The sequence below is a fragment of the Brevibacillus parabrevis genome, assembly GCF_022701015.1.
Classification (GTDB): Bacteria; Bacillota; Bacilli; order Brevibacillales; family Brevibacillaceae; genus Brevibacillus; species Brevibacillus parabrevis.
In genome coordinates this window covers 1,461,202-1,486,496 of record NZ_CP064090.1, presented here as the reverse complement: position 1 = coordinate 1,486,496, position 25,295 = coordinate 1,461,202, and the positions used below count along the sequence as shown (strand labels likewise).

The window sequence follows — 25,295 nt, the reverse complement described above, 5'->3', positions numbered from 1 at the left end:
AAACAACCCCTTCAACATCCAGAAAGTTCATTTGGTTCGCAACTGCTGATTGCTTCCATGATAACGTAATTTTACCAAACTGGCTATCTGTATATTGTCAAGGAATAAATTTCACAAACTGTTCCCAAGTGTGCTCGCAAAGTGCTGGCACAAGAACGAAGAGTCGAGCCTGTCGTATATATATCGTCGATCAGGAGAACCCGCAGAGGAGTGCCGGACATTACAGGACTATTCGCCCCGCCCTTGACCTTGGCTCGCGCGATCCCGCCAGAGCAAGCGGAGGATAAGTCTGCAAGCACAGCCCCTTGCGCCCACGCAAAAGCATCTCTCATGCTCTCCTCGCGATGCACGCGCCCGCCTTGCTTGCTCAGCTTCTCTGTCGCTTTCGTTCGCTCCAGCAACGTTTTGACCGGAACTCCTATGGCGTGTCCCAAAGCTTTGGCAAGCAACCCCACCTGATTGAAGCCTCTTTCCCGAAGCCTTGTTGGATGAAGCGGAACAGTCGTGATGCAAGTAAAACGCGAAGGCGTATGGTAGCGGTAAATCGCGATGGTTAAAAGCGCACTGAAAAAACTAGCCAATCGCTCATCCCCACGGTATTTGAACAGGCTGACCAGACTTTTTCCTTTCTCGTCATATTGGAGCAGGCTGCGGTTGTTAGACAACGGCACGCTCGCTCGATCTACGCAATCGCGGCACAATCCATCGCGACAAATGACCTCGCTGCACATGTCTCGCCCGCACTGACGACAAATCTGCTCTCCGATGAACGGCAGGGCTTCCAAGCAGCCTGCACACACCTGGAGCTTTTGCAGCAAACGATATACGACCGGGTAAGTAGCGGCTGAACTGGAAAGAGATCGCGCACGCTTGCGGACAATCCCTTCTCTTTGCAGGGCATTCAAATGTCCGCCACAAGCCACACATGACTGGATTGTCACGCATTATCCCCCCCAGCTTCCGCAAGCTTTTTCGCCAATTGATTCATCCGGCTGATTTGCCTGACTGCCAGCTTCGTGGCCGCAGCGCGCTCAGCCTGCAAGAAAAGCACAGAGCCTGCCGTGTCATCGAACGATCTGCCCACGCGCCCCGCAATTTGCACCAAAGAGGCTTCATCGAAGACGGGCGCCTCCGCTCCTACGACAAGCACATCGCTCTTCGGAATGGTGACCCCGCGTTCCAGAATCGTGGTTGTCACCATGAGCGTATAGCGTCTGTTGCGAAAAGCGAGCACCTTTTCTTCGCGCAACGGGTCGGAGGCGTGGACGCCCGCCATCTGTTCCGACCGATCCGGCATCGCCTTTTGCAAATAGGCAAGCACCACGTCCACGTCGTCAATGCGGGGAACGAAGACGAAAACTTGCCGCTCGGCATCCAGTGAACGCTTGACTGCATTCGTCATCTGCGGCACTGCTCGCTTCGTCCGAACGCGCTTGTGCAACCCTTTGATCGTGAGAATCTCAGGCACAGGCAACGGCTTGCCGTGGTAGCGACCGGGTAAAAGCACATGAGTGGCTGAAGCAAGCGGCAATGCCGCGGAACTTGCTGATTTTGAACGATCGTTTGAAACGAGCCGTTTTTGCAAATAGAGCGGGGGAGTCGCGCTCAAATAGAGCAGCTTGCCCGTATCGTGTACGGCTCTCGCCAGCGCCCGATAAAGCACAGGATTGTTGTGATAAGGAAAAGCATCGGCCTCGTCGAGTACAACCAACAGGAAGCGGCGATGATAGCGCATGACTTGATGGGTCGTTGCAATCGTGATATCGCTCTCTTCCCATTTCTCGGCACTGGCGCCATGGACAGCAATTACACGCGCTTCGGGAAACACTCGCCGAATACGCGGAGCCAGCTCCAGCACTACGTCTTTTCGCGGAGTAGCGATCAATACACGCCCTCCCGACGAAAGTGCCTCAGCGACAGAAGGAAAGAGCAGCTCGGTTTTCCCAGCCCCGCACACTGCCCAAATCAAAAACTCCGACCGCCCCGGATGTGAGCCCGCTACGAACCGCCGAGCGCGTTCGGCAGCTCTCGCCTGATCTTGCGAGTAGCGCCCTGTCCACTCCAGCCTGGCCGGCTGCCCCATTCCTTTTTCTCTCCCAATGTCGGCTGAGGCACTTGACGCAATCAACATATACGGCGTGCAGCACTTGCTCCTGCCCATTCCCAGGCATATCGTGCAGTAGGCGCAGCCTTGCTCACACGAATGGCAGTATATCAGCTGCAACGCTCTGCCCTCGCTGCCGCATCGCTCACAGAAAAGCACCAGTCGTTTGCGCCACCAATTGCTGATGACTCCCATGCGCACTCCTGGAAGCCACTGCACTTTGCCAGCGAGGACTCCTTCATGCAGCGCAGCTGCCAAATCGCCAACTTCTACCCCTCGCTTGCACAAAAGCGTCTCGATCTCTTCCCAGAGAAGCGCTCGTCCATCCAGCAGTTTGCCGAGAACGCTTGCGCTCGCTCCATCCGCTGTGAGCGAAGTTCTTCGAAGCAATGAATGGCGCGGGAAAATCTTGTACCCTCCTGCTGATTCAGCATCCTTTTGACAAGCATGCACTTCGCATCTGAACTCTACAACCTTCCATGCAAACCAGTCTTTTGGCGGCTGCCTCATGCAAGCGAACGCACTGGACCAGGAAGCTTGATTGTCATCCCGCTCCCTGTCGGTCATTTCCCGCCCATACAGCCCACTCGCCTCCCGAACCTTCCCCACAGCCAACTGCCGCAGCTCAGCGACCACTCCATCCGTCAGCTTTTGCCGCTCTGGCAGTCGCTTGCGTATGTATTCGTTTATTTGCTCCCGCAAGGAAAAGGCCAAAGCGAGCGATGACGTCTTGCCGATGACGTGCAGAATGCAGCTCTCTCGCTCCTGCCAAAAAGATTGGTCGACAGCAAAGCTCGGTGTCACGTATGTCTGAACCGACGACACTGCTTCTGTGCCCGATTTGATGTACAGCAAAAACTCGCGCATGTGCCTTCCCCCGCTCTCCACCTGTCCTCTTACCATCAGTTTGCAAAAAGACAAGACGGGTCAGCAAATCTTTTTCACGAGCAAAAACGCAGCATAACCGTCTCGCTGACCGCAAGCAGCCCCATCGACTGTCAGGAAAAGGACCGAGACATTTTTTCACACAAACACAAAAAAGACTGCCGATGTCCTCGACAGTCCTTTTCGTTCATCCATATGCCTGAAAACAAAAACATCAGGCTCCTTCTTGCTTGTTCCGCAGATCAACTACAATAGCTCCCACCAGCTCGGCTTGGCTGTCAGCTACAGGCACCCCACAGCAGTACGGCTCGCGAGTCAAAATCGATAGCATCCGGGATGTATCATCGGTAGATCCTTCATCTATCAAAGTAATCCGGACAGGCTTGCCACTCCATTCGGAGCGAAACAGCAAACTTCTGACCGCCCGCTCCAGCACCTGCTCCGAATTGTGCACCAACAAGCGGTAATGCTCGTGCGAAAGCTCTGTCACGCTGTCCATTCGACTGGCCCATCGATCAGCGATCATCACCAGCAATGAGGAGAAGCCAAATGCCGCCAGTAGCCATACAACCAGTTCTTCCATCACGGTCATACCCCCTCCTATACAAAGGTATGCCGAACAGCTTGAACAGGGTGCCAACTGGACGCTCATACGGATTCTACAGTTTTACCCATCCGTTTTTGATCGAGATGACAACCGCTTGCGTGCGGTCTTGAACGTTCAGCTTTTGCAAAATGCTGCTGACGTGATTTTTCACAGTTTTCTCACTGATGAACAAAAATTCTCCGATCGCCCTGTTGCTCTTTCCTTCAGCCATCAGTTGAAGCACTTCCCGCTCGCGGCGAGTCAGGGATTCGATCACTTTTGGATCGATCGTTTGCGAATCATCCACGGAGAAGCTGCGCTCTGTGCTGCCTTCATGCTCGCTGAGACGACGGAACTCCTCGATCAGCTTGCCCGTTACCTTCGGATGGATGTAAGCGCCGCCGCTTGCTACGACGCGCACGGCATCCACCAGATCGCTGGTGCCCATTTCTTTGAGCAAATAGCCCGATGCACCGGAACGCAACGTGCGGTAAACGTATCCTTCATCATCGTGAATAGAAAGCATGATCACTCGCGTAGAGGGACTCACAGAAATTACATTTTCCGCAGCAGAGACGCCATTGATGTTTGGCATATTGATATCCATCAACAAAACATCCGGCTTGTGCTCTTCGGCGAGCAAAGCAGCCTCTCCGCCGTCCGCTCCTTCTCCGACGACCTTGAAGTCATCTTCCATTTCCAAAATGCGCTTGACTCCTTCACGGAACAATTGGTGGTCGTCCACAATCACGATGCGGAGCTCTTGCTGTCTTTTATCCATGTTTCATCCCCCTGTGTACATAATTCTGTATCGGTTCATATTTTTAACGGTATTTGGAAAATAACCTTTGTTCCCTCACCCGGAGCTGATTGCAGGTCCACATTGCCTTCCAGCAGCTGCACACGCTCGCGCATTCCCAACAGTCCAAAGGAATTTCCGTTTGCCATGCGCTTCTCCAGATCGAATCCAACGCCATCGTCTTTGACGACGAGACTCAGCGACTCCTGAAGAAACTCAAGCTTCACTTGTACCGAAGAAGCTCCTGCATGCTTCTCCACGTTGTTCAGGCACTCCTGAACAAGCCGGAAGATTGCAGCCTTGACGGAACTGCGCAGCGGTGGCTCCACACCAAATACTACCAGATCAATCGAAGCCCGGATACGTTCTTCGCACGTCTGAATGTATTTTTGCAAAGTGGGAACCAAGCCGAGGTCGTCCAAAGCCATCGGACGAAGGTCAAAAATGATCCGTCTTACATCAGCCAAACTTAACCGAACCATTTCTTTCAGCTCGTGAAGCTCCATTTGCGCTTCCAGAATACGTTCGTTTTTCAACATGCGCTCGACGATTTCGGAGCGCAAGACGACGTTTGCCATCGATTGAGCCGGACCGTCGTGAATCTCGCGCGCGACACGTTTGCGCTCTTCTTCCTGCGCCTGAATGATCTTCAACCCCATCAGTTGATGCTGCTTGGCCGATTCCAGCGCTTCCCCGATCTTGCTCAGGTCGCCAGTCAGGTAGCCAAGCACCACGCCCATCTGGGATACAAGCTTCTCGGCGCGTACAATCGTTTCTTCCAATGTACGCAATTGCCGCTCCAGATCATTGCGCCGGCGCTTCAAGTTGTTTTCCCGCTCGCGATAGATGGAAAGCTCCACCTGGATGCGGCTCGCCTCTTCATAGGCGATACGGATGTCATCCTCCGTGTACATGTGAAAGTTGCGGCTGACCTGCACAAGCCTGTTGCGCGACTTTCGATAGGCCAATTCCAACGCATCGACCTTTTGGATTACTTTGGAAATTTCTTGCCTCAGCTCATGCAAATCAAACTTTAGCGAGTTGCCTTGTTGTCTTGCATCTTCGGCTATATCAAAAATTTGCGTTTTACTTGTTTCTACTGTTTCAATGGTTCTCTTGATCACCCCATCCAGCACGCTGATGTCGATCGCTTTGTTCATGATTGCTCTCCTTCGAACTCTTTTTTCGCTTTCGTGAACAGCTGTTGGAGTTTGACCTCATCTACGTCTCGCAGACCCACATCATTGCGTGGGATGGCAAAAGGATCTACCTCTCGTTTGGCGAAACCGGGCGTAGAAGTAAACACATACTCATACCCTGCTTGTCGGGCTGTTTCCAAAACGATCGGATTCGTGTAGCCAAAAGGCAGTGAAATCGCCTTAATGTCCTTGCTCATCCAACCGTGCAAACCTGCGCGAGACATACTGAAATCAACATAGAGCCGATCCCTGTATTCCTTTTCATTTTCTAATCGCTTTACATCCTGCAAGTAGACGGGAGCAGTCTCTGGTCCCATCTCTCCCCATTCATTCCGCGCTTCCTCTTCATGCAGGCTGTAGGTATGGGAACCAATATCAGCCAAGCCAGAGTGAAGCATTTCCATGACTTGTTGACGCGTGAGTGGCGTCGTCATGTTCTCCCGTTTTCGTTCGGCTACATCTCGCAAGCGTCCTGCAATCACGAAGTTCACTGACGGGTAGCCGTATGTACGCAATATCGGAAAAGCCTTCGTATAATAACTTTCGTAGCCATCATCAAACGTAATCAGGACAGCATTTTCTGTCGGCAAGCTCCCGGTATCGACAAAGCGCAAAAACTCATCCAGCGTAATGGGATGCAGGTCATTTTCGTGCAAAAATGCCATATGTTCTGCGAATTGTTCGGGCGCAATCACGTAACGTTGGCCTGCAGCATCTGTCACATGATGATACGTCAGGACGACGACTTGATTGTTATACCACTTTTGCGGCTTTACCGTTGCTTTTTCGTTTCGCGTGACGTTTGGCTCAGCGTTTTCCGTCTCGCTTATGCTTATAGACGTATCGACTTGGGGAAAAGGTTGCACTTTTTGCGCATTCTTTTTTGACTGGTACAAATCACCAAGCCCCAATATCGTCACAACCAACAGTAAACAACTGATAAACACTGTCAGGAAGAGCCTTTTGTTCGGCAAAGAAACCCCTCCTTCACTTCCTCACTAGGAGATTCGACACAGTCCTACATTTTCCCTTTGATCAGGATTCACCAATAATTGGAAATTTCTTCCCATAACAAAAAGAGCCCAGTAGCTTTTACCAGGCTCTTTCTTTGCCGTGCTTATTTTGCCAGTTGAGCAGCCTCTTGCTTCAGAACTTCTGCTTTGTCTGTTTGCTCCCAAGGAACATTCAGGTCATTGCGTCCGAAGTGGCCGTAAGCCGCTGTTTGTTTGTAGATAGGACGACGCAGGTCGAGCTGTTTGATGATACCAGCTGGACGCAGGTCGAAATGTTTGCGAACGAGTTTCACGAGATCTTCTTCGGAAACAGTTCCTGTACCAAAAGTATCAACTGCGATGGATACCGGTTGTGCTACACCAATCGCATACGCTACTTGTACTTCGCACTTGTCAGCCAAGCCAGCTGCCACGATGTTTTTCGCAACATAGCGAGCAGCATAAGCACCGGAGCGGTCTACTTTTGTCGGATCTTTACCGGAGAACGCGCCGCCGCCGTGACGAGCGTATCCGCCGTAAGTGTCTACGATGATTTTGCGGCCAGTCAAGCCAGCATCCCCTTGTGGTCCGCCGATAACGAAACGGCCAGTTGGGTTGATGAAGTATTTGGTTTCAGCATCCAGAAGTTCAGCTGGAACTACTGGTTTGATTACATGCTCAACCAGGTCTTGTTTGATTTGCTCCAAAGTTGTTTCAGGAGCGTGTTGAGTAGAGATAACGATCGTGTCGATGCGAACAGGCTTGTCTCCATCGTACTCAACCGTTACTTGTGTTTTACCGTCAGGACGCAGGTAAGCGAGTGTGCCGTTTTTGCGAACTTCGGTCAAACGACGAGCCAGTTGGTGGGACATGCTGATCGGCAATGGCATCAACTCAGGTGTTTCGTTGCAAGCAAAGCCGAACATCAGACCTTGGTCACCTGCACCAATCGCTTCGATCTCAGCGTCAGTCATTTTGCCTTCGCGCGCTTCCAGTGCTTGGTCTACACCCAGTGCAATGTCAGCGGATTGCTCGCCGATTGCTGTGATAACACCGCAAGTGTCAGCGTCAAAGCCGAACTTAGCGCGATCATAGCCGATTTCACGAATGGTTTCGCGAACCAGCTTTTGAATGTCTACATAAGTGTTGGTTGTGATCTCACCCGCTACGAGAACCAGACCTGTCGTTACAGAAGTTTCGCACGCTACGCGAGCGTTTGGATCTTTGGACAGGATGGCGTCCAGGATGGAGTCGGAAATTTGGTCACAAATTTTATCCGGATGTCCTTCGGTTACAGACTCAGATGTGAACAGACGACGACCTTTTTGCAAAGCCATGAGAAAATACCTCCTTTGACCTCATACAAATAGTTTGGTAGCCGAGTCAGGATTTTATCGACGTAAACGCAAATAAAAAACCTTTTCCATCTTTCGGAGGAAAAGGTTTGAGCGCTTTTAGCTTCCTTCATCCTCTTATCGGCCAGAACAGATTTCCGTCCTGCTGGTTAGCACCGCTCTAGTCGGTTGCCGGGCTTCATAGGGCCAGTCCCTCCGCCTGCTCTGGATAAGAGTATCCATTACGGATTATAGAATAATTGTTTTTCGGGGTGGTGTCAATAGACTTTTCCCACAACTCCGGTTCGAAGCAGGCCAGCCTGTACAAAACGTTGATGAAATCGCCTGCGGGAAGCGAGCGATGATGACTGTAGCGCATGGACAGCGCCTTTTGCACAAGCTGGTCAAGCCTCTTTATACTTGGTACGATTTGGCGATCAATACAACAACCTCGGCCCGCGTAGCGGTTCCCTGAGGCTTGAAGGTCTTGCCATATCCGTTCAGCCACTTTTTTTGCGTCAAAGCCTCGATCGCCGGCGATGCCCAATAGTTGACCGGAACATCGCGATAAGAGGACACGCTGCGGCTATTCACAGCTACCCCTTTCGCCCTGGCGATCATGGTGGCCATCTCGGCCCGCGTTACCGCCTGATCAGGCTTGAGTTGACTGTTTGGATACCCCTTCAAGACTCCGAGCTGATAAGCTACCCCAAGGGTGTTGTACGCCCAGTGCTTTTTTGGCAAATCGGAAAAGACGTCCTTGCCCGTGTACATACTGGCTACTTTCGAGCCGGTGACACGCATCGTCGAAACGAGCATGGTCGCAAATTGGGCGCGGGTCACTGCCTGATCCGGCTTGAATGTTGCGTCGTCGAAGCCTTTGATGATGCCTTTGTCGCTGAGCTTGGCGATTTGCGGACGCGCCCAGTGGTTAGAAATATCCCGATAGCCGGAAATGAGCGGCTGCGGGCTGAGCGTCAATTTGTAGGAATCGTACTTGAAAGGCACGATGCTGCTCATGCGCACGAAATACTTCCCTTTAGGCAGCCGTATGCCGAAAATTTCACTGCCTTGGTCTGACCGCTCTGCCACTTCGGTTGTCGAAGCAAGCGCCACGTTCATGTTTTTCTCATTGTAAAGGGCGATGTGAAACCCGCTTGCTACCGGGATGAACGGAGCGCGAACTGTGACGTACGATTCCGCATCCAATGTAAATTGAAACCAGTCTGAATCTGTCGACGCCGGAATGGTTCCTGACATGACTCCTCCACTGGCAAGCGGAGCAGCTTTGCTATACGTATTATTCGGCTCGTTCCCATCTTTTTTCAACGGGGTAAAGGCGAGATCGAGGCGATATTCGCCGTTCATTGCATTTTGCTGATACTCGCTGACGCGAATGTAGTATTTTCCTGGCGAGACGTCCTTGCTTGCACGTTCGGAAGGATTATCCCTGTCGCTGTTATCGTATACCGGGTCCCAGACCGTATTTTTTCCCGGCTCTTGCTTTCCGATGGCAAGTACCAAGTCCACCCGCTTGTTATCAGGTGTGACCGTCACGTCCATATGCCCGTACTCGCGGACATAGTAGGAGAACCAATCCTGATCCCCTTCCTCATGGAAATTGCCCGTCACGCTGATCTGGTTGCCCACCAGCGGCCTTGCCGTAGCCATCGTATTGTTCGGTTCATTCCGATCCGGGTTGATGGTGAATTTGCTCGTCAGCACATAAGTAAACGCATTAACTCCACCGTTTCTCACCAGCTTGATATTCATTCGCCCAGCTTTTGCAGGAACCGTTATCGTATCCCCGTTCCCGATATAGTAAGTGACCGGCTGACGATTTGCCGGATAAAAAGTCGCTGACATGGCTGAAGATACGCCTGAGTTTACGGATGCGGTGAGACTTACTTTTCCATCGTAAGGAACGTCCATCTTGAACCAGTCAACCGTATCGTTTGGCCCCAGATTGCCACGGACTTGCGCTTCGATCGGAAACGCCTTGGCTCTCTCCAAAACGTTGTTCGGCTCCAAAAAGTCGCTGGACAGCGCATTGCGCACTGCCTTGTTTACGTCCAGAAGACCGTAGCCCGCTTGCCGATCCCAGCCGCCTTCGCCAATATCTGTCGCCGTCTGATAAAGCATCTGCCTGACGTCGAGAGCAGACAGCTTGGGATGACGAGCCAGAATGAGAGCAGCCGCGCCTGCTACCTGAGGCGCCGCTACAGATGTTCCGGAAACTGAACCGTATTTGCCGCCGAGCTTGGTTGTATACACATTAAGCCCCGGTGCCACCAGATTCATCTCCGGCCCTGTATTCGACTGGTAAAGGACCTGGTTTCTTCCGTTTATCGCCCCCACCGCAATTACGGTCGGGTACGCTGCCGGATACGCGACACGGCTTGCCTCATTTCCGCTCGCCGCCACCAGAACCGCTCCGTTTCGTTCCGCGCGGTCGACCGCATTTTTCATAGCCCGGGAGTAAGCCATGCTGCTAAAAGACATCAAAATGACCTTTGCCCCCCGATCGAGGGCGGCGTTGATTCCTTTGGCGATCATGTCAACATCCGTAGTAGATGCGTTTTTGTTCAAGACTTTGACGGGCAAAATTTTGGCGTTCCAGACCACCCCGGCTACGCCGATCCCGTTGTTTCCTTTTGCCCCGAGGACCCCGATGACTTCTGTTCCATGCCCATTGTCATCCTGCGCACTTTTCCCCGGATTGACCAGGTTAACACCAGGGAGCAAATTCCCCTTCAAATCAGGGTGATTGTAATCGGCCCCTGTATCGAGTACAGCAATCGTGATCGCCTGATTGCTGTTCACCACTGACCATGCCTTGTCCGCTTTGATTTGACTCAGGTGCGTCTGGTTGCTCAAGTAGCTGTCATTGGAGGCAGGAGCAGCAGCGAGTGCCTGCCTAACTTCCAAAGGAGCGACGGTGAGCAGCAGCGCCAGTGCGACGGTCACTTGAATTGATTTTTTCATAAAAAACAGTCCTTCCCTCTCTCCCTGCAAATCATGCAGCAAGAAAACCTCTGTCGAAGCCGTTTCCGTCATAAGGCCGCGCTTTAGCGGAAGGTTTTCTTAACGTATGAATACCCGCAAACTTTTGCAATCAATCCCAATACGTTCAAAAAGGTATTCGAGTATGATATTCCTCGTCCTAGCATAGCGGATAAAAAGGGCGAATTGCAACCCTAATTCCCCAATATTTGGAACGTTTTGGCAGTAGAAAAACCCTTTTCACCAGTGGCAAAAAGGGTTTCGTTCATTACTGCAGCAGACCTTTATTGTCTTCGGTTTCAGGCGCTACGTATGTTTCCTGTTTTTTTCTTTGGCGCGCTTGCGGAATGAAAGCAGTCAACTCTGTCACGTCTACTCCTGCTTTTTTAATCGAAGAGGACGGGATGTCAAATGCCCAGACACGCTGGCTGTTCGCTTCCACCTTCATGTTTTGCAAGGTGTAGTTGACGCGGGCAACCGCTTCGCCATCCTTGTCGTGCACCAGGATCGGCACCTCGGTAAACTCCAGGCGCTTCTCCAAACCGTTGCGGAATACAACAACGACTTTCAGACCGTTATCCTCGTTCGGCTTGATTGCGAGAACTTGCAAGTCCACCTGCCCAGCTTCTACCGGAGCTTCTGCCGCTGCTTTTTGCAAATACTGCTCTTGCTCACTGGCACTCAGCCCCATGTTCAGCTCGTGGCTTCCTTCGAGTCGCTGTTTTTGCGGCTTTTTATACACAATCGTCAGCGGTACTTCTTGCTCCGGAATGCGGTCAAACTCTTCCCAACGGAACATAAACTCCGCCGGACGACTGGACATGGAATCGACTGGTCCGCTTGTCATCAAGTCGAACGTCTTTTTCGCCACCTCTTCGCCTTCTGCTGTTACGAGAGAGAGCGGCAGTTTTTGCAACAGTACGTTGCGGTCTGTCGCATTGCGAATGTAGGCAAGCACCAAATAGCCTTCTACGGTCGCCTGTGTGAAGAACGGAATGACACCGACCTCATCACGTACTACAGGCGGCAACTCATCGTGCACATATTGCAGCAATTCCTGCTCGGCCTCGTCCAGCTGCGCGTCCCACGGACCGTTCATCGACAGGAACAGCTCTTTCGACTCCACGCGGTTTGCAGACTGCTGCGGATTTTCAATACCGGATACGCCCAAGTAAAATTCATTGTGCAAATACTCATGAATGTCCTCTCGTACCTGCTCCAAGCTTTCTTTGGAACCAAACCAGTTTTCCAATAACCAACTCATATGTCAACCTCCTCTTTCCCACTTTAGAAAAATCACGCGTCTACTCTACGTCAAGAATCCATCTACGCAGATTGGCATCAGGCTTTTTCACAAATTCCGGCGGGAACACGATCAGCCACGGACGACTGTTGCCAGGCTGGACACAGATCTTTCTGGCGTCAAGAACGCCTCGCGCAACGACATCCCCGTCTGTATCGGAAATCGTTACTTTCAGTTGCTCAGGGCGATACTCCGTCGACAGACCATTGCGGAACAGCATCGCAGCGACCAGTTGCCCTTCTTTCGTTTTGCCGATATCAAAACCCGTAACTTGTACGGTATTCACCGGGATTGGCGGCAAAGAATTGGCGAGCTTCTCCAGACGATCCTTTTGCCGATCGGTCATGCGGTTCTCCATCTCCGGGTCCAGTTCAAGCGTGCGTGGCCAAATATGCGCGCGGTTCCCTGCCTTCATCACGACTTTCCAGCGACTGAACTGGAAGTTGTCGTGCAGATAGGACTCTTCCGGGAACAGCACTTCCCATGGACGGCTCGTATGCGGCGGAATCGAGCCCATCTCGGACAGATCGATTCTGATCCGCGCAAACGGCTTGTCGTCCAGATAGATCGCCAAACCAATCGTTTTAAAACGAACTGGCTTATCTGTCGCATTGCGGAAGAACATCGTCACGATCATGCCGTTCGGTTGGGGAATCATACTGAAGCCCGTCACGCTGATCAAACCGCGCGCGATTTCTGGAAGCTCCTCCTGCAAAAAGCGCAGCGTGTACTTTTTCTCGGAATCCAGCTCTTGCTCCCACAAAGGATGCAGCGACAGCTCTGTCTTGATTTTCTCGCGTTTAGCCGGAGCGCTGGTCTTCGCCTGTTCCTTTTCCACTTCCACTTCGGTTTCTTTCAGTTCGTCAATGTCGAATGCCGACTCTTCCTGAATTTCTTTCTTCAATTCATCCAGAGCTTTCTCGCCCTGTTCCTTGCCAAACAAATTCTTCATAAAAGAAAACATGTGTTACCTCCTCACACACGTCCGAACCCGAACGCAATTTCTCTCTCTTCATCATAAACATTTCTATACGGCTCATGCAAATCTAGGCTTGCTGCGGAACATTCACTCGCCAGCGAGAAAGATCCGGCTGCTCCAGCAAAATGCTTTCCGGAGGATAAATAAACAGCCATGGCTTGCTCGTATTGGCATTCACCGTCAAGCTTCCCAGTTCAAACACTCCTTCAGCCACCTTTTCTCCTGTCGCATCATAGAGAGCAAGCGGCAACGTTTCAAAGGAAAGAGACTGCGGCGAGCCGTTGCGAATCAAAAGCATGACGTGAAGTGCGCCTTCCTCGGAGCGACGAATTTGCACACCCTGGATATTTACTTCTCCCTCATTGAGCGCAGGAAGTGTTTTCGCCAGCTCGATCAAGGAATTTTTTTGTTCATTCGACAGCGCCTTGATCCAGGACTCTTCCAGTTCCAGTTGCTGTGGCAACACCATTTTCTTTTGTGCCATCTCGAATGCAATCTTCCAGTTCGCCAGCAGCACGTTCACTTGCAGGAAGTGTTCACGCGCAAATACAAACGACCACGGTCTTGCAGATCGCGGCGGAATTTCCCCTATCTCGCTAAAGTCAAACGTCTGGCGGGTAAATAGCTGCTGATCCCCGAACAATACCACCAGCGTCATTTCCTTTAGGTTGATTGGATGGTCCGAACTGTTGCGAATAAACGCCGTGATTTCGATTCCATCATCATGCGGAACGAGCGCTGTTCCAGCGAGGGAAATGTTCCCTTCCTGCAGCGGCTCCAGCTCCTGTGCCATAAAGGAAAGCGCGTATTTCTCCTGCGCACCCAGATTCGCTTCCCACGATTCATGCAGGGACAGCGTGGTAATGACGCCGGCAGATGTTTTGTGTAGACCTTGCTTTTCCTGATGAGACTGTTCGGTATCAGAAGCGGACAGAATGGATTCCTCCTGAACCTGTTCTCGCACCTCTTTTGTGGTAGGCGTCTTCCCCATTAAACTCTTCAAGAAGGATAACATAGCACCGCTCCCAACTTTTCTCTACATCTATATAGTGTTTGCGTTCGTCATTCACTATAGCATAGTGACATCCTTTTGCAACATAGAAAACTTGGCATTAACCCGCCTGCTGCAAGCGCGGTTCCCGCGTCTTTGGTCCGGCAACAAACCACCCGCCTTGCCAGGGGAAAGCGGCGAGTAATATTTGTTAGGATACCTGTACGAATCAGTGATGTCAAGGAATGGAAAGATGTCACCAGAACGAGGCCAATTCCATTTGATGAGAAAGTTTACAATATTATTCATTATTGATAAAATGGAAGTGTCTAAACAAATAACTTGGGGAATACCTTTTGCGCCAGCTGACCGATTCAGCTGGTTCTTTTTTTGGGCAAAAACAGTGAAAATGCCGACAAAGCTGCCAGCGTTGGATTATAAAAATTCATAATTGGACAAACTGTCTAGTAACAAAAATTGGCCTCACTGTGTCGGAAAGGAGGACCTCGCTTGAATCGCAACGGACGAAAATGGTGGAGAACAAACAAGCATAAACTCGAACCTGCCAGGCAAAACAGCCCAAGTCCCTACGCTCATTTGACCTTATCAAAAGAGACGAAGGAAAACCTCCAAACGTTGCAAGACATCTACTCCAAATGCTCGGACGTCATTTTTCGGCCTTTTTATATCGGGAAAACAATCAAGGCGCATGTCGTGTTTATTAGCGGTCTGTGTACCGTTCAAGACGTAGATCAGTACGTGTTGACGCCGCTCATGCAAGCAAATGAAAACGAATTTCCTGACATGGAGCAAATGGCTGAGCAGGTTTTGGCTGTCTCTCGCATCAAAAATCTTGCTACGATTGCCGACTGTATTGAAGAAATCGGCAGCGGCAATCCCGTCTTGCTGTGGGAAGGAGAAGAACGGGCGCTGTCGCTTGGTCTGGCCAAATGGGAAAAGCGAAACATCGAGGAGCCCTCGGCAGAGGTGGGGATACGTGGGCCGCGAGAAGGCTTCACGGAAACATTGGACGTGAATACCTCCCAAATCCGCCGCAGAATCAAAGATCCGGCTTTGAAAATGGAACGCATGAAAATCGGGGGATACACGCAAACGGAAGTGATCGTGGCCTATATGGAGGGAATTGTCGACCAGACCTTGGTCGAAGAGGCAAAAGCGCGACTGAATCGCATCCAGATCGACGGGATTTTGGAGAGCGGATATATAGAAGAAATGATTGAGGACAATCCTGCCTCGCCTTTTCCGCAGTTAAAAGATACGGAACGACCGGATACAGCTTGCTCCGCATTACTGGAAGGCAGAGTCGTCATTCTCGTGGACGGCACGCCTTTTGCCCTGATTGCTCCCGTGACGTTTTTCGCTCTCTTTCAGGCTGCGGAAGATTATTACCAACGTTATATCATCAGCACGGCGATTCGCTGGCTGCGCTATCTGTTTCTCGGGATCTCTTTATTGCTCCCTTCCTTGTACGTAGCCATCATTACGTTTCATCAGGAGATGGTGCCGACGTCTCTTCTGATCAGCATGGCGGCTTCCCGGGAGGCTGTGCCTTTTCCCGGCCTGGTCGAGGCGCTCTTGATGGAAATCACCTTCGAAGCCTTGCGCGAAGCCGGAGTAAGATTGCCCAAGCAAATCGGGGCTGCCGTCAGTATCGTTGGGGCGCTCGTCATCGGACAGGCTGCCGTTGACGCCGGACTCGTATCCGCTCCGATGGTCATTGTCGTAGCCATTACCGGAATCGCCAACTTCATGGTGCCGCGGTACAGCGTCGGTACGGCCGTCAGACTGCTGCGCTTTCCGATCATGTTTCTCGCGGGCACACTCGGACTGTTGGGAGTCATGCTCGGACTCATTGCGATCGTGGTTCACCTGTGCACCTTGCGTTCGTTCGGCGTGCCGTATTTGTCCGGGATTTCCCCGCTCAAACCAAAAGAATGGAAAGACATTTTGTACCGCTCTCCATGGTGGGCCATGAAGACGCGCCCCCACTTCACCGGAGAATTTAATCAGTACCGTCAGGCTCCCGACCAAAAGCCTGGCCCCGAACGCTCGGAAGATCCATAAACAGACAAGGGAAAGCGAGGTGTAGGAAGCAATGCTGGAAAAAGGAAAAATATCCGCCTTTCAAATGGCCGTTCTCATGTACCCGACCATCGTCGCTACGGCTTTGCTGACGGTCCCAAGCATTACTGCCGCCTACGCCGACAATGATCTGTGGCTCTCCCCCATCTGGGCTTCCTTGATCGGTTTTGTCACGGTGCTGGTCGTAGACGCCTTGCACAGACGTTATCCGCAAAAGACGATCATCCAGTACAGCGAGCATATTCTCGGGAAGCTGCTCGGAAAAGCATTCGGCGCATTTTTGATGCTGTTATATGTACTGCTGACCGCTCTGGTAGTCAGAATCTACGCGGAGTTTCTCGTAGGCAGTTTTCTCACCCAAACGCCAATCGTAGTCGTCATCTCTACCATGCTGCTGCTTTGCGCTTTTGCCGTCCGCGGAGGCGTCGAAGTAATCGCGAGAGCGGCAACGGCATTCTCGCCCTTTTTTGTCCTGCCGCTGCTGCTCCTGATTGTCTTGCTGTTCACGGACTTTCAGCTCGACCGGATTTTCCCGATCATGGCAGACGGCGTAGGACCATCGCTAAAAGGAGCGCTCATTCCGCAAGGCTGGTTTACGGAGTACATGCTGCTTGCCTTTTTGCTCCCCTTTTTGACCGATCGGGAAAAGGGCAGAAAATGGGGTGTCCTCTCTGTTTTTGCTGTCATGCTGACATTGCTCATCTCCAACCTGATCGTGCTCTTTTTGTTCGGAACCGATGTGGCAACGATGCTTTATCCATTGATGGCAGCCGCTCGCTATGTCAGCTTTGCCGACTTTTTCGAAAATCTGGAATCGCTTGTCATGGCGATCTGGATTATGGGCGCCTTCATCAAAATTTCCGTCTTTTATTACGCCACTGCCCTTGGGAGTGCGCAATTGCTCAACTTGTCAGATTATCGCCCGATCGTTCTCCCGCTAGGTTTTCTCATTACACTATTCAGTTTTTGGAGTATCCCCAGCCTGATGGAAACCAGCAAGTTTGATGTGGCCGTCTTCCCGTTTCTCGGCCCGCTCGTTCTGACTCTTTTGCCTCTGCTGCTCCTCTTGTTGTCCTTCGTGCGTCCTGCCAGACAGGAGGGAAAATCGTCATGAAGCGGATTTTGCTGACGCTTCTCATGATGTCGCTGTTGTTTCTCGGCGGGTGCTGGGACCGAACCGAGATCAATGATCTGGCGATTATTACTGGAGCTGCGATTGATGCAGCAGATGACAATCAGATCGAGCTGTCTGTCCAAGTATTCATCCCCCGCGCCCTTAGTGCGGGCAGAGGCAGCACAAGCAGCGGCGGCAATCTCACGCTTGTAAAGTCGGCGAAAGGTGCCAGTATTGCCGATGCCATCGCTCTGCTGCAAACGAAGATTCCGCGAAAAATTTTTTGGGGCCACTGCGAAGTATTCATTTTTGGGGAGGACATGGCAAAACGGGGAATTACCGAAGAAATGGACTTTCTCGTTCGCCACCCGCAACCGCGCGAAAGAGCTTACATGTTTGTCAGCAAAGGCAAGGCAGCGAAGACCCTGGAGCTTCGTCCCGAGCTTGAACGCTACTCGTCCGAAGTCATACGCGAAATGTCAGATATGCATATCGGAATGCTGGTCACGATCATTCAGTTAAAAGAAATGCTGCGCGGCAAATCAAATGCTGCCGCTCTCCCCCTGATCGATGTCATGCCGCCGCCAAACGAGGCCAAAGGGTTGGAGACAGCGCCATACATCATGGGAACCGCCGTTTTTCGAAAAGGCAAGATGGTCGGAGAGATCAACGAAAAAGCGACGCGCGGCGTCATGTGGATACGCGGAGAAGTAGAGCGCTACACCGTCACCGCCAAGCTCAAAAATGTGCAGGGCACAGTCTCTCTCAACCCCATCCACTCGGATATCAAATTCATCCCTTCGATCCGCAATGGACAATGGCAAATGACGATAAAGGCGAAAACGGAAGGAGACGTTGTGCAAAACGGCACGAACCTGGACATGAGCAATCCCGAGATGATCAAGCTTGTGGAAAAAGCATTTCAACAGGACATCGAAGACCGCATTGAGCTTGCCCTCAAACAGGTGCAGCACGAAATGAAGGCAGACATCTTCGACTTTGCCACGGACTTTTATCGGGAATATCCTCAAGAGTGGAAGGCAGCCAAAAACAACTGGGACGACATTTTCCCCAACGTAAAAGTAATCACGGATATTCATGCGTACGTTCGCCGACCTGGCCTGGTTACGCTTCCTGGCGGCATACCCGAGGAGGAGGTGAGAGAAAAGTGAGATGGGGCGTTACGCTAGGCGTTACATTGCTTGTCCTGCTCATCATTCTCTTTGAGCTTCCAGCTTTGCGGCAGAAGCCGCTTCGAGACAAAATCGCTTTTTTCTCCCTCTTGTTGTGTGGGTGGGTATTGGCCCAATTCGATTTGCCCAATATGGCCGGGCCTGTCACTTGGCTGAATGAACTGTTCAAGCCTTGGGGAAATTTGATGAAAAAATAAATGGCGGCGCGTGTGATCTGCCAGAGGTGATCATCTATGCTTGAAAAAGGCAAAATATCGGCTTTCCAGATGGGCGTCATGATGTACCCCACGATTATCGCCACAGCTATCCTGTCCTTGCCGGCAACGATGGCTACCTATGCCCATAACGATCTGTGGCTGTCTCCCATTTGGGCATCATTCGCCGGTTTTCTGACGGTTTACGTCTCCCATCGGCTTCATCAGTATTACCCGCAGCAAACGCTGATCGAGTACAGCTGTCAAATCGTCGGGTTGATTCCCGGAAAACTGATCGGCTTGCTCTACTGCTTCCTCTACTTGATGTGGACGGGGCAAATCGTCAGAAACTACGCCGAGTTTGTCGTCGGCGCTTTTCTGTTCAACACTCCGATCGTCGTCGTCATCGCAAGCATGATTTTGGTCTGTGTCTTTGCTGTTCGCGGCGGCATTGAAGTAATTGGCCGGGCAGCCCTGTTGTTCATGCCGCTGTTCGTACTTCCCTTATGCCTCATGGTCCTTTTGCTGCTGCCTGATCTGGATTGGCAAAACTTTTTTCCGGTACTGGAAAACGGCATTGTCCCTTCGCTGAAAGGAGCTGTTGTTCCGCACATCTGGCTTGGCGAGTTTTGGCTGACGGCTTTTCTCTTTCCGTTGTTAGCCGACAGTAGCAAAGGCCGAAAGTGGGGAATGCTTTCCGTGCTGGCTGTAACCATCACGATGATTGCCACCAATTTGTTTTCTCTGTTCTTGTTTGGCAGCGATGTTTCCAGCATGCTCTACCCTTTAATGATTGCTTCGCGCTACGTCAGTATTGCCGATTTTTTCGAAAATCTGGAGTCTGTGGTGATGGCAGTCTGGGTGCTGGGCGCTTTTGTCAAAATATCGGTATTTTTCTACGTCATCGTCCTTGGCAGTGCACAACTGATGGAAGTAACTGACTATCGGCCGCTCGTATGGCCAATCGGCTTTTTGATCGTGCTGTTCAGTTTTTGGGGCATCCCCAACATGATTGTTTTTAACTATCTCGACGAAACTTCGCTTCCTTACTACGGCTTTTTCATGCAAATTCTGTTGCCGCTGCTTCTCTTGCTGATTGCCAAACTGCGAAACAAGCCGCAACGAATGAAGTCAGCCGCATAACAACAGAGCGCGACTTTGAGCAAAAGCCAGCCTCAGGTTATGCGGCTCGGTTTTTATAGTTTTATTATTCAGTCAATTAATAACAGGTTTATCCACAGGTTGTGGATAATTTTTTGCTCATTTATGTGTGTAACTGGAGGCATTTTTGGTATTTGACGATATACTCATCCAATTTTTGCGACATATCGATCACAGTCGGATGCAGAAAGCTTCCTTTTTCCAAAACAAGTTCGGATAACTCTTTACGCATGCTCTCGATACGATGCAACAGATCAGTTGGTTGATCCATGCTAATTCCTCCAGAAACAGTTAGATCATAAGTCCTAGGATTATTATATCATTCGATAGACAGGAAATATAAGGGAAATTATATATTCTTATATAGGCAGCCGCTCATCCGCTGTCAGTCTGACAAGCTCAAGCAAATGAGTCAGATCGCGAATCTCGTACGTAGGCTCGATGTCCAACCGATTTTCCTTGCCTTGCGGATTGAACCAGCATGTATCGATCCCGTAGTTGTGTCCGCCTCGAATATCGGAAGTAAGCGAATCTCCTACGATCAAAGCTTTCGACTTGTCTGTCACTTGCAGCTTGGAAAATGCATAGTCAAAAATTCGCGCATCCGGTTTCTGAAACCCGGCCTCTTGGGAAATAATCAACTGTTCGAAAGCATGGCGAAGAGGCGATGCTGCGATTCTCGCTTTCTGCACTTCGGCAAAGCCGTTTGAAATGATAGCCAGGCGGCATCCCGCCAAACTGCTGCATACTTCCTGCGCTCCTTGAATCAGCGGCGTTTCCTGTGCCAGATTGGCCAAAAACTCTTCGTTGAAAGCAACAGCATCATAGGACAGCTCATGCGCTGAAAACAGACGGCTGAACCGCTCCACTCCAAGCTCGTCCAGTGACACGATTCCTTGTTCCAGCTCCAGCCACAGTCTTTTGTTGATTTCACTGTACGTTGCTTGGTAGGCAAGCCAGCCTTCGGGCATTCCAAAACGGTGGAAAGCTTTATCCATCGCATTTTTTTCCGAAATGCCAAAATCGATCAACGTATCGTCCACATCAAAGAAAATCACTTCGTATTTCACAGTTCTCTCCACCCGTCTCTTCCGGCTCGGCACCAGTCGTTTCTTTTTTCATCAATCAATCTATCATCTTATTATAACAGATTTGACATAAGGAACTGCCTATCATCTGGAAGAGTACGGAAGAAAAGTAAAAGAGTCTCCTCTTGCACAGCCCATCAGGTAAAGCGTTGCGTCTTGTACCATCTTCTCTTTCTTTTTGTCACTTTATCAGCCAGCAGTCCCCAAAATGCTTGCACCGAGATGACGATGAACAACTGCGCATACGTAAAATACGAGAGGCAAGACAAGACGAAGTTTCTCGTCGTGCTTTGACCGATATCGGTAGCCAGAGCCAGATTGATTTGCAGCACATACATGGAATACATCAGCGCCCAAGCCACGACCAAGTAGACGTAGATATCCTCGGAAAACTGGAAGGGAGACACGACCTCGGGATGAAACCAGGAGATCACCTTGTATACGAGGTTCGTCACAAAAATGATATCGGAAACAACAATCGCCACCATAAACCAAAAGTAGCTCGCTGCATAATACAACACCTTCAGCTTGATGCGCCAGCTCGTGCTGTCAAATAAATGCGAGATGTTCCCGATAACTGTGTGGTAGTTCCCCATCGCCCAGCGTTGACGCTGCTTCATGTAGACGTCAAGCTTTTCCGGCTCCTGCTGGTACGCCTCTGCCTGCGGTGCGAGAGCAATCAGCTGGCCCCGCTTTAATATTTCAAAAGAAATCGCCGTATCCTCCGTAAGGGACTGCTCGTCCCATCCGCCCAACTCCGCGATCAGCGAGCTTTTGACGATAAAGTTTGTTCCCGGAATAGACCCTAGCTGAAAAAGCTCCCATAGCCCCGTATGATAAACACGATGCATGGTCACCAGTTCCAGATTGATGAATTGGGTGAGTAGAGTTTGGTCGCGATTCCGAGCCTTGTTCCGTCCAAAAACCGCCCCGTACCGCTCCGGCTGCTCCAGCGCTTTTTGGATCAGAAAAGCAAGCGCGTTTTTCTCTGGTGCGGCGTCGGCATCATACACGCAAATCCATTCCCCGGTAGCGAGTTTGAAAGCGTCATTCAACGCTCCCGATTTCCCTCCCTTCCCGGTTCGTTCCAGAACAGTCAGGTTGCGCTGCGAGAACTCTGGCTTGTCATGTACCGCCCGCACGATTTGCGCCGTTTGGTCTGTGCAATTGTCGGCAATGACGATCACTTGCAGCTTGTCCGCCGGATAGTTCAGCCGTAAAATGTGCTCGACTGTCGCGGCGATGACCAGCTCCTCATTGTGGGCCGGAACGAGTATCGTCACGGCTGGAAAAGCGTCCATCTCCGTCGGGATCACCAATTCCTCTTTGCTCTGCCGGTACACAAAGCGTATGGCTCCAGCCATAATCAGCGCAGATTCAAACACCGCGACCCAAATACTGATAATTGCGAGCAACAAGAGCCACTCAGCCACTAATTTTCCTCCGATCGTATTTTTTGCTCACTCTGTCACGAAAAACCAACGTGGCGATCGTCAGAAAAACAATCGTAACGGCGAAGATCATACTGATCGCAATGCACAAGGGGATAAACCAGCTGGTGTATGACATAAGAAGCCCCCTCCCTTTTCCTGGCCAGATCGGCTTACACGTACTCTCCGATCAGATCAAGTTCCGCATTTCGTTCAAGCGCCGCTATGACGCTGTCGATTTGCTCATATTGATTGAATTGTTCCTTTTGAAAAACAAGCGCTCCCGAGCGAATGACCAGCTTCAACTGTCGTCCTTTTTTGTCCGGAAAATCCTTGTCCATCATGGCGTGTTTAATCCGTCCCGTCAGTTGCCGCAAATAGTCCTTGTCCGTCATCGGCAGCAGCACGACAAACCGTCCTTCATCGAGCGAAAACTTGTAATCTTCGAAGCGGAGTTGCTTTTGAATCGTCTGGGACAATTCCAGCAAAAGCCGCGAATACCCCTCTGAGCCAAGAGATTCTTGTACGAACGGCAAAAACTCGATTTTGAACATCGCCAGGCAAAAGCTGTATTTTCCCTCATAACGTTTTGCCAGATTAGACTGTCTGAGCATCGTTTCCGCAAAGGCCATTTTGTTGCCCAGTGTCGTATCGAGATCAATGACCGGGTTGATTTCTTTCAGTTCTTCCAACCGTTCCACGAGTCGCTTGCTGCGCAGCAAGTACGTTTTGATAAACCCTGCAATCAGCACGTTCGCGGGCATGACCAGCAACCAGGCGTACACAATGACACTCGTATTCGCATACGTAGCCAGCCAAACAACATAGCTGACCAAGTAAACAAACACCAAAACGACCGATACCCCCATCGGCAGCACATAACCGAGCAGGAGCGCCAGCAAAATAGCCATGCTCAAAACAAACTCAACCATCGCAAACGACTGATCTATGTAGACATGGACATAAACCAGCGCTTCCTGAAGCACCGTAAGCAGGAGCAAGATGCCGTACCCTATCTCCATCTTGCGTGTCGGAGAATTGTTGTTCATAATTCAGCTCCTCTCATTGCTTATTCGGTTTTCTCATCAGTCCTTATACGTTCGCAGCGCCTCCTCGGCCAAAAGCGGCACCAAATTATCGAAGGCATGCGTATCTTCCTGAAAAACATAGCCGCCCAAAAAGCGGGAGTCATTACTGCGCAGCTGCACCATTCTGGCTTGCAGTTGATTTGCCCATTGCGGATCATCCAGCTTCAGAGCCAGCAAGATTGCCAATCCGTAAACGGCAGGAGATTCATAGGACACAGCTGCTGTGCGACTAGCCCGGTCGTAGCGCCCCGGCAATTGGTGCTGCTGCGCGAACTCCTTTTTCAAAAAAGCAGCCAGCTCCCGAGGCGTACGCCCGGCCTCTGCCAGATTTATCGCTACAATCAGTTGATCAATGAGATTCACCGAGTCAACATAGCTGTACATTTGATTCTCGACGTGGAATATTTTAGGGTAAAATATTCCGTCGTTCGGCATGTTCATTAACAGATCACGGTAGCGCTGGTACACATTCGCATCTATTTTGTTGTGATCCGCCATCCTTTTCAGGGCGGACATGTCGACGTAAACGAGGCTGAGTGTCTGCGGAGACTCCTTTTTTGCGAAGTCATAAAAGTCGACGAGACATCCATGTTGTATGGACGAAGCGAATAACGATTGTGTTACCGCTTCTGCCGCTTTTGCGTATTCCTCATTTTCCCAACTGTCAGCCGCCTTCCAGAGCGCATCGACAATTCGCAGATCATCCCCGAGAGCATTTGTCGTCACATGCGGCTGCCCGTCCGGCGACAGCTTCCAGTAAATTCGGTTTTGTGGAGACAGAAAAAAAGTCCGCAACAACCGAAAGCTGTCGGCAAACAATTGCCGGTCACCTTTCACCCACGCATATTGCATCCATATGCCGAGAGACTCAGACAGCGCTTCTCTGCCTGCCGCTATGTCTTCATTCGTGGAACGGGCTTCCTGCAAATAAGTAGCCAACGTGCCATTCGGATTCGTCATGTATTGCCGGATAAACGTCTCTGTCGGGGAAACAGGCGAAAGCCGCTCTGCAAACACGGCCAAATAAGTAAGGGAAGACACCGTCAGAATGGACAAGCCGGTAACTAACAGCTTTTTCTTGTTCGTAAGCAAAGCATTGTGCAAGCTGGCATCATTCCTGTCCAATAGAAAGGATTATTTCGTTTAATTTACTTTTATTTACTAATTATGTTATTTGTTATTCAGTATAGTATATTGGTTTTTGGCCGTCTATTTATATTGTAAAAAGTAATATAGAAGATGTTTCCATTTGCAATAATCATGGCCATTTGATTGGTCAAAAGCAGTCACATCCCTGCTCATGAACACCCTCGAAACGTTTTTTCACGAAAAAAAAGCCTGTCAGCTTTCCGACAGACTTGCCTATTGAGCGTGAGCAGCCATTACTCTCGCTTCTGTTGCGCCTTCACGAGCTGTTTCTCCCAGTCGATCAGCCGCTTGCTTTTTTTCGAATAAGAGGATGCCCCGACGACTTTGTCCCATTCCTTGCTTCCACACATCGGACATCGATATCGTTGTCGCCTCACTTCGATCTCGATAACCTGACCATCAATCATGTCTTTGAACATCTGGTCTTTATGATCGGTTTTATGCAGCTTTTCATGTCCGCACCCATTGCATTTGATAACAGGGATAATAAAGAAATTCCATACAGGTTTCATCACACTCACCTCCCAGAACTTTGGACATGTCCTGTGGCAGGTACGGCTTTTTTATTGTATCAGGGGCAACTGAACAAATTCTAAACAG

23 protein-coding genes and 1 riboswitch are annotated in these 25,295 nt (G+C 50.7%); of the genes, 6 read left to right on the top strand and 17 right to left on the bottom strand.

Annotation, left to right across the window (positions count from 1 at the left end; all coding sequences use genetic code 11):
- Window positions 1-83: 83 nt before the first annotated feature.
- From IRJ17_RS07055 to IRJ17_RS07005, 11 genes are all read right to left on the bottom strand, one after another.
- Window positions 84-941 (bottom strand): ComF family protein, encoded by an 858-nt coding sequence (locus tag IRJ17_RS07055; RefSeq protein WP_242773989.1) that lies wholly within the window; start codon window positions 939-941, stop codon window positions 84-86.
- Window positions 938-2,971 (bottom strand): ATP-dependent helicase ComFA, encoded by a 2,034-nt coding sequence (locus IRJ17_RS07050; protein ID WP_242773986.1) that lies wholly within the window; start codon window positions 2,969-2,971, stop codon window positions 938-940. Before IRJ17_RS07050 ends, IRJ17_RS07055 begins: the two co-directional genes overlap by 4 nt.
- 232 nt (window positions 2,972-3,203) lie before the next feature.
- Entirely contained in the window at window positions 3,204-3,581 is a 378-nt protein-coding gene (locus IRJ17_RS07045) for a glycosyltransferase (protein WP_229049761.1), read from the bottom strand.
- A gap of 67 nt (window positions 3,582-3,648) precedes the next feature.
- Window positions 3,649-4,356 (bottom strand): response regulator, encoded by a 708-nt coding sequence (locus tag IRJ17_RS07040; protein WP_063230720.1) that lies wholly within the window; start codon window positions 4,354-4,356, stop codon window positions 3,649-3,651.
- Window positions 4,357-4,391: 35 nt separating this feature from the next.
- Window positions 4,392-5,534, bottom strand: coding sequence for a sensor histidine kinase (locus IRJ17_RS07035; protein WP_122962636.1), 1,143 nt, complete (start codon window positions 5,532-5,534; stop codon window positions 4,392-4,394).
- Window positions 5,531-6,547: a polysaccharide deacetylase family protein gene (locus tag IRJ17_RS07030; RefSeq protein ID WP_242773983.1), complete on the bottom strand. Its 1,017-nt coding sequence runs from the start codon at window positions 6,545-6,547 to the stop codon at window positions 5,531-5,533. Before IRJ17_RS07030 ends, IRJ17_RS07035 begins: the two co-directional genes overlap by 4 nt.
- Window positions 6,548-6,690: 143 nt before the next feature.
- The gene (metK, locus tag IRJ17_RS07025; RefSeq protein WP_122962634.1) at window positions 6,691-7,902 is read right to left on the bottom strand and encodes a methionine adenosyltransferase; all 1,212 of its coding nucleotides are present in this window, start codon (window positions 7,900-7,902) and stop codon (window positions 6,691-6,693) included.
- 132 nt (window positions 7,903-8,034) lie between these two features.
- A riboswitch (SAM riboswitch) is annotated at window positions 8,035-8,135 on the bottom strand.
- A gap of 178 nt (window positions 8,136-8,313) precedes the next feature.
- Window positions 8,314-10,884: a S8 family peptidase gene (locus tag IRJ17_RS07020; RefSeq protein WP_242773978.1), complete on the bottom strand. Its 2,571-nt coding sequence runs from the start codon at window positions 10,882-10,884 to the stop codon at window positions 8,314-8,316.
- A 286-nt stretch (window positions 10,885-11,170) separates the two neighbouring features.
- On the bottom strand, window positions 11,171-12,166 hold the full coding sequence (locus IRJ17_RS07015; RefSeq protein WP_122962633.1) for an SLAP domain-containing protein: 996 nt from the start codon (window positions 12,164-12,166) through the stop codon (window positions 11,171-11,173).
- A gap of 40 nt (window positions 12,167-12,206) precedes the next feature.
- On the bottom strand, window positions 12,207-13,169 hold the full coding sequence (locus tag IRJ17_RS07010; protein WP_122962632.1) for an SLAP domain-containing protein: 963 nt from the start codon (window positions 13,167-13,169) through the stop codon (window positions 12,207-12,209).
- An 82-nt stretch (window positions 13,170-13,251) separates the two neighbouring features.
- Window positions 13,252-14,199 (bottom strand): accessory Sec system S-layer assembly protein, encoded by a 948-nt coding sequence (locus IRJ17_RS07005; RefSeq protein ID WP_122962631.1) that lies wholly within the window; start codon window positions 14,197-14,199, stop codon window positions 13,252-13,254.
- Between the two features lie 229 nt (window positions 14,200-14,428).
- On the opposite strand from IRJ17_RS07005, the gene IRJ17_RS07000 reads away from it, so the two are divergent.
- The 6 genes from IRJ17_RS07000 to IRJ17_RS06975 are packed head-to-tail and all read left to right on the top strand — an operon-like array spanning window position 14,429 to window position 19,922.
- Entirely contained in the window at window positions 14,429-14,626 is a 198-nt protein-coding gene (locus IRJ17_RS07000) for a hypothetical protein (RefSeq protein WP_173596393.1), read from the top strand.
- 59 nt (window positions 14,627-14,685) lie between these two features.
- Window positions 14,686-16,260: a spore germination protein gene (locus IRJ17_RS06995; protein WP_122962630.1), complete on the top strand. Its 1,575-nt coding sequence runs from the start codon at window positions 14,686-14,688 to the stop codon at window positions 16,258-16,260.
- A gap of 31 nt (window positions 16,261-16,291) precedes the next feature.
- Complete coding sequence (locus IRJ17_RS06990; protein WP_122962629.1) at window positions 16,292-17,392, top strand: GerAB/ArcD/ProY family transporter; 1,101 nt, start codon at window positions 16,292-16,294, stop codon at window positions 17,390-17,392.
- Entirely contained in the window at window positions 17,389-18,564 is a 1,176-nt protein-coding gene (locus IRJ17_RS06985) for a Ger(x)C family spore germination protein (protein ID WP_242773969.1), read from the top strand. The genes IRJ17_RS06990 and IRJ17_RS06985 overlap by 4 nt, the downstream gene beginning before the upstream one ends.
- The gene (locus tag IRJ17_RS06980) at window positions 18,561-18,782 is read left to right on the top strand and encodes a hypothetical protein (RefSeq protein ID WP_122962627.1); all 222 of its coding nucleotides are present in this window, start codon (window positions 18,561-18,563) and stop codon (window positions 18,780-18,782) included. Before IRJ17_RS06985 ends, IRJ17_RS06980 begins: the two co-directional genes overlap by 4 nt.
- 36 nt (window positions 18,783-18,818) lie before the next feature.
- On the top strand, window positions 18,819-19,922 hold the full coding sequence (locus IRJ17_RS06975) for a GerAB/ArcD/ProY family transporter (protein WP_173596390.1): 1,104 nt from the start codon (window positions 18,819-18,821) through the stop codon (window positions 19,920-19,922).
- Between the two features lie 121 nt (window positions 19,923-20,043).
- Here IRJ17_RS06975 and IRJ17_RS06970 read toward each other — a convergent pair whose 3' ends face one another.
- The 6 genes from IRJ17_RS06970 to IRJ17_RS06945 form a co-directional block, all read right to left on the bottom strand.
- A complete protein-coding gene (locus IRJ17_RS06970) occupies window positions 20,044-20,211 on the bottom strand; it encodes an aspartyl-phosphate phosphatase Spo0E family protein (RefSeq protein WP_063230709.1) in 168 nt (55 codons plus the stop codon).
- An 88-nt stretch (window positions 20,212-20,299) separates the two neighbouring features.
- Complete coding sequence (locus IRJ17_RS06965; protein WP_173596389.1) at window positions 20,300-21,010, bottom strand: YjjG family noncanonical pyrimidine nucleotidase; 711 nt, start codon at window positions 21,008-21,010, stop codon at window positions 20,300-20,302.
- A gap of 155 nt (window positions 21,011-21,165) precedes the next feature.
- Complete coding sequence (locus IRJ17_RS06960) at window positions 21,166-22,461, bottom strand: glycosyltransferase family 2 protein (protein WP_217022129.1); 1,296 nt, start codon at window positions 22,459-22,461, stop codon at window positions 21,166-21,168.
- Between the two features lie 170 nt (window positions 22,462-22,631).
- A complete protein-coding gene (locus IRJ17_RS06955) occupies window positions 22,632-23,507 on the bottom strand; it encodes a GGDEF domain-containing protein (protein WP_242773966.1) in 876 nt (291 codons plus the stop codon).
- 36 nt (window positions 23,508-23,543) lie between these two features.
- Complete coding sequence (locus IRJ17_RS06950; RefSeq protein ID WP_242773963.1) at window positions 23,544-24,650, bottom strand: glycosyl hydrolase family 8; 1,107 nt, start codon at window positions 24,648-24,650, stop codon at window positions 23,544-23,546.
- Window positions 24,651-24,928: 278 nt separating this feature from the next.
- Window positions 24,929-25,207 (bottom strand): transposase family protein, encoded by a 279-nt coding sequence (locus IRJ17_RS06945; RefSeq protein ID WP_122962621.1) that lies wholly within the window; start codon window positions 25,205-25,207, stop codon window positions 24,929-24,931.
- Window positions 25,208-25,295 lie beyond the last annotated feature (88 nt).

Bases quoted from the DNA above. Each gene is read 5' to 3' on its own strand.
- IRJ17_RS07050 (WP_242773986.1), bottom strand. From the start codon at position 2,971: ATGCGCGAGTTTTTGCTGTACATCAAATCGGGCACAGAAGCAGTGTCG.
- IRJ17_RS07045 (WP_229049761.1), bottom strand. From the start codon at position 3,581: ATGACCGTGATGGAAGAACTGGTTGTATGGCTACTGGCGGCATTTGGC.
- IRJ17_RS07040 (WP_063230720.1), bottom strand. From the start codon at position 4,356: ATGGATAAAAGACAGCAAGAGCTCCGCATCGTGATTGTGGACGACCAC.
- IRJ17_RS07035 (WP_122962636.1), bottom strand. From the start codon at position 5,534: ATGAACAAAGCGATCGACATCAGCGTGCTGGATGGGGTGATCAAGAGA.
- metK (WP_122962634.1), bottom strand. From the start codon at position 7,902: ATGGCTTTGCAAAAAGGTCGTCGTCTGTTCACATCTGAGTCTGTAACC.
- IRJ17_RS07020 (WP_242773978.1), bottom strand. From the start codon at position 10,884: ATGAAAAAATCAATTCAAGTGACCGTCGCACTGGCGCTGCTGCTCACC.
- IRJ17_RS07015 (WP_122962633.1), bottom strand. From the start codon at position 12,166: ATGAGTTGGTTATTGGAAAACTGGTTTGGTTCCAAAGAAAGCTTGGAG.
- IRJ17_RS07010 (WP_122962632.1), bottom strand. From the start codon at position 13,169: ATGTTTTCTTTTATGAAGAATTTGTTTGGCAAGGAACAGGGCGAGAAA.
- IRJ17_RS07005 (WP_122962631.1), bottom strand. From the start codon at position 14,199: ATGTTATCCTTCTTGAAGAGTTTAATGGGGAAGACGCCTACCACAAAA.
- IRJ17_RS07000 (WP_173596393.1), top strand. From the start codon at position 14,429: ATGTCACCAGAACGAGGCCAATTCCATTTGATGAGAAAGTTTACAATA.
- IRJ17_RS06990 (WP_122962629.1), top strand. From the start codon at position 16,292: ATGCTGGAAAAAGGAAAAATATCCGCCTTTCAAATGGCCGTTCTCATG.
- IRJ17_RS06985 (WP_242773969.1), top strand. From the start codon at position 17,389: ATGAAGCGGATTTTGCTGACGCTTCTCATGATGTCGCTGTTGTTTCTC.
- IRJ17_RS06975 (WP_173596390.1), top strand. From the start codon at position 18,819: ATGCTTGAAAAAGGCAAAATATCGGCTTTCCAGATGGGCGTCATGATG.
- IRJ17_RS06970 (WP_063230709.1), bottom strand. From the start codon at position 20,211: ATGGATCAACCAACTGATCTGTTGCATCGTATCGAGAGCATGCGTAAA.
- IRJ17_RS06955 (WP_242773966.1), bottom strand. From the start codon at position 23,507: ATGAACAACAATTCTCCGACACGCAAGATGGAGATAGGGTACGGCATC.
- IRJ17_RS06945 (WP_122962621.1), bottom strand. From the start codon at position 25,207: ATGAAACCTGTATGGAATTTCTTTATTATCCCTGTTATCAAATGCAAT.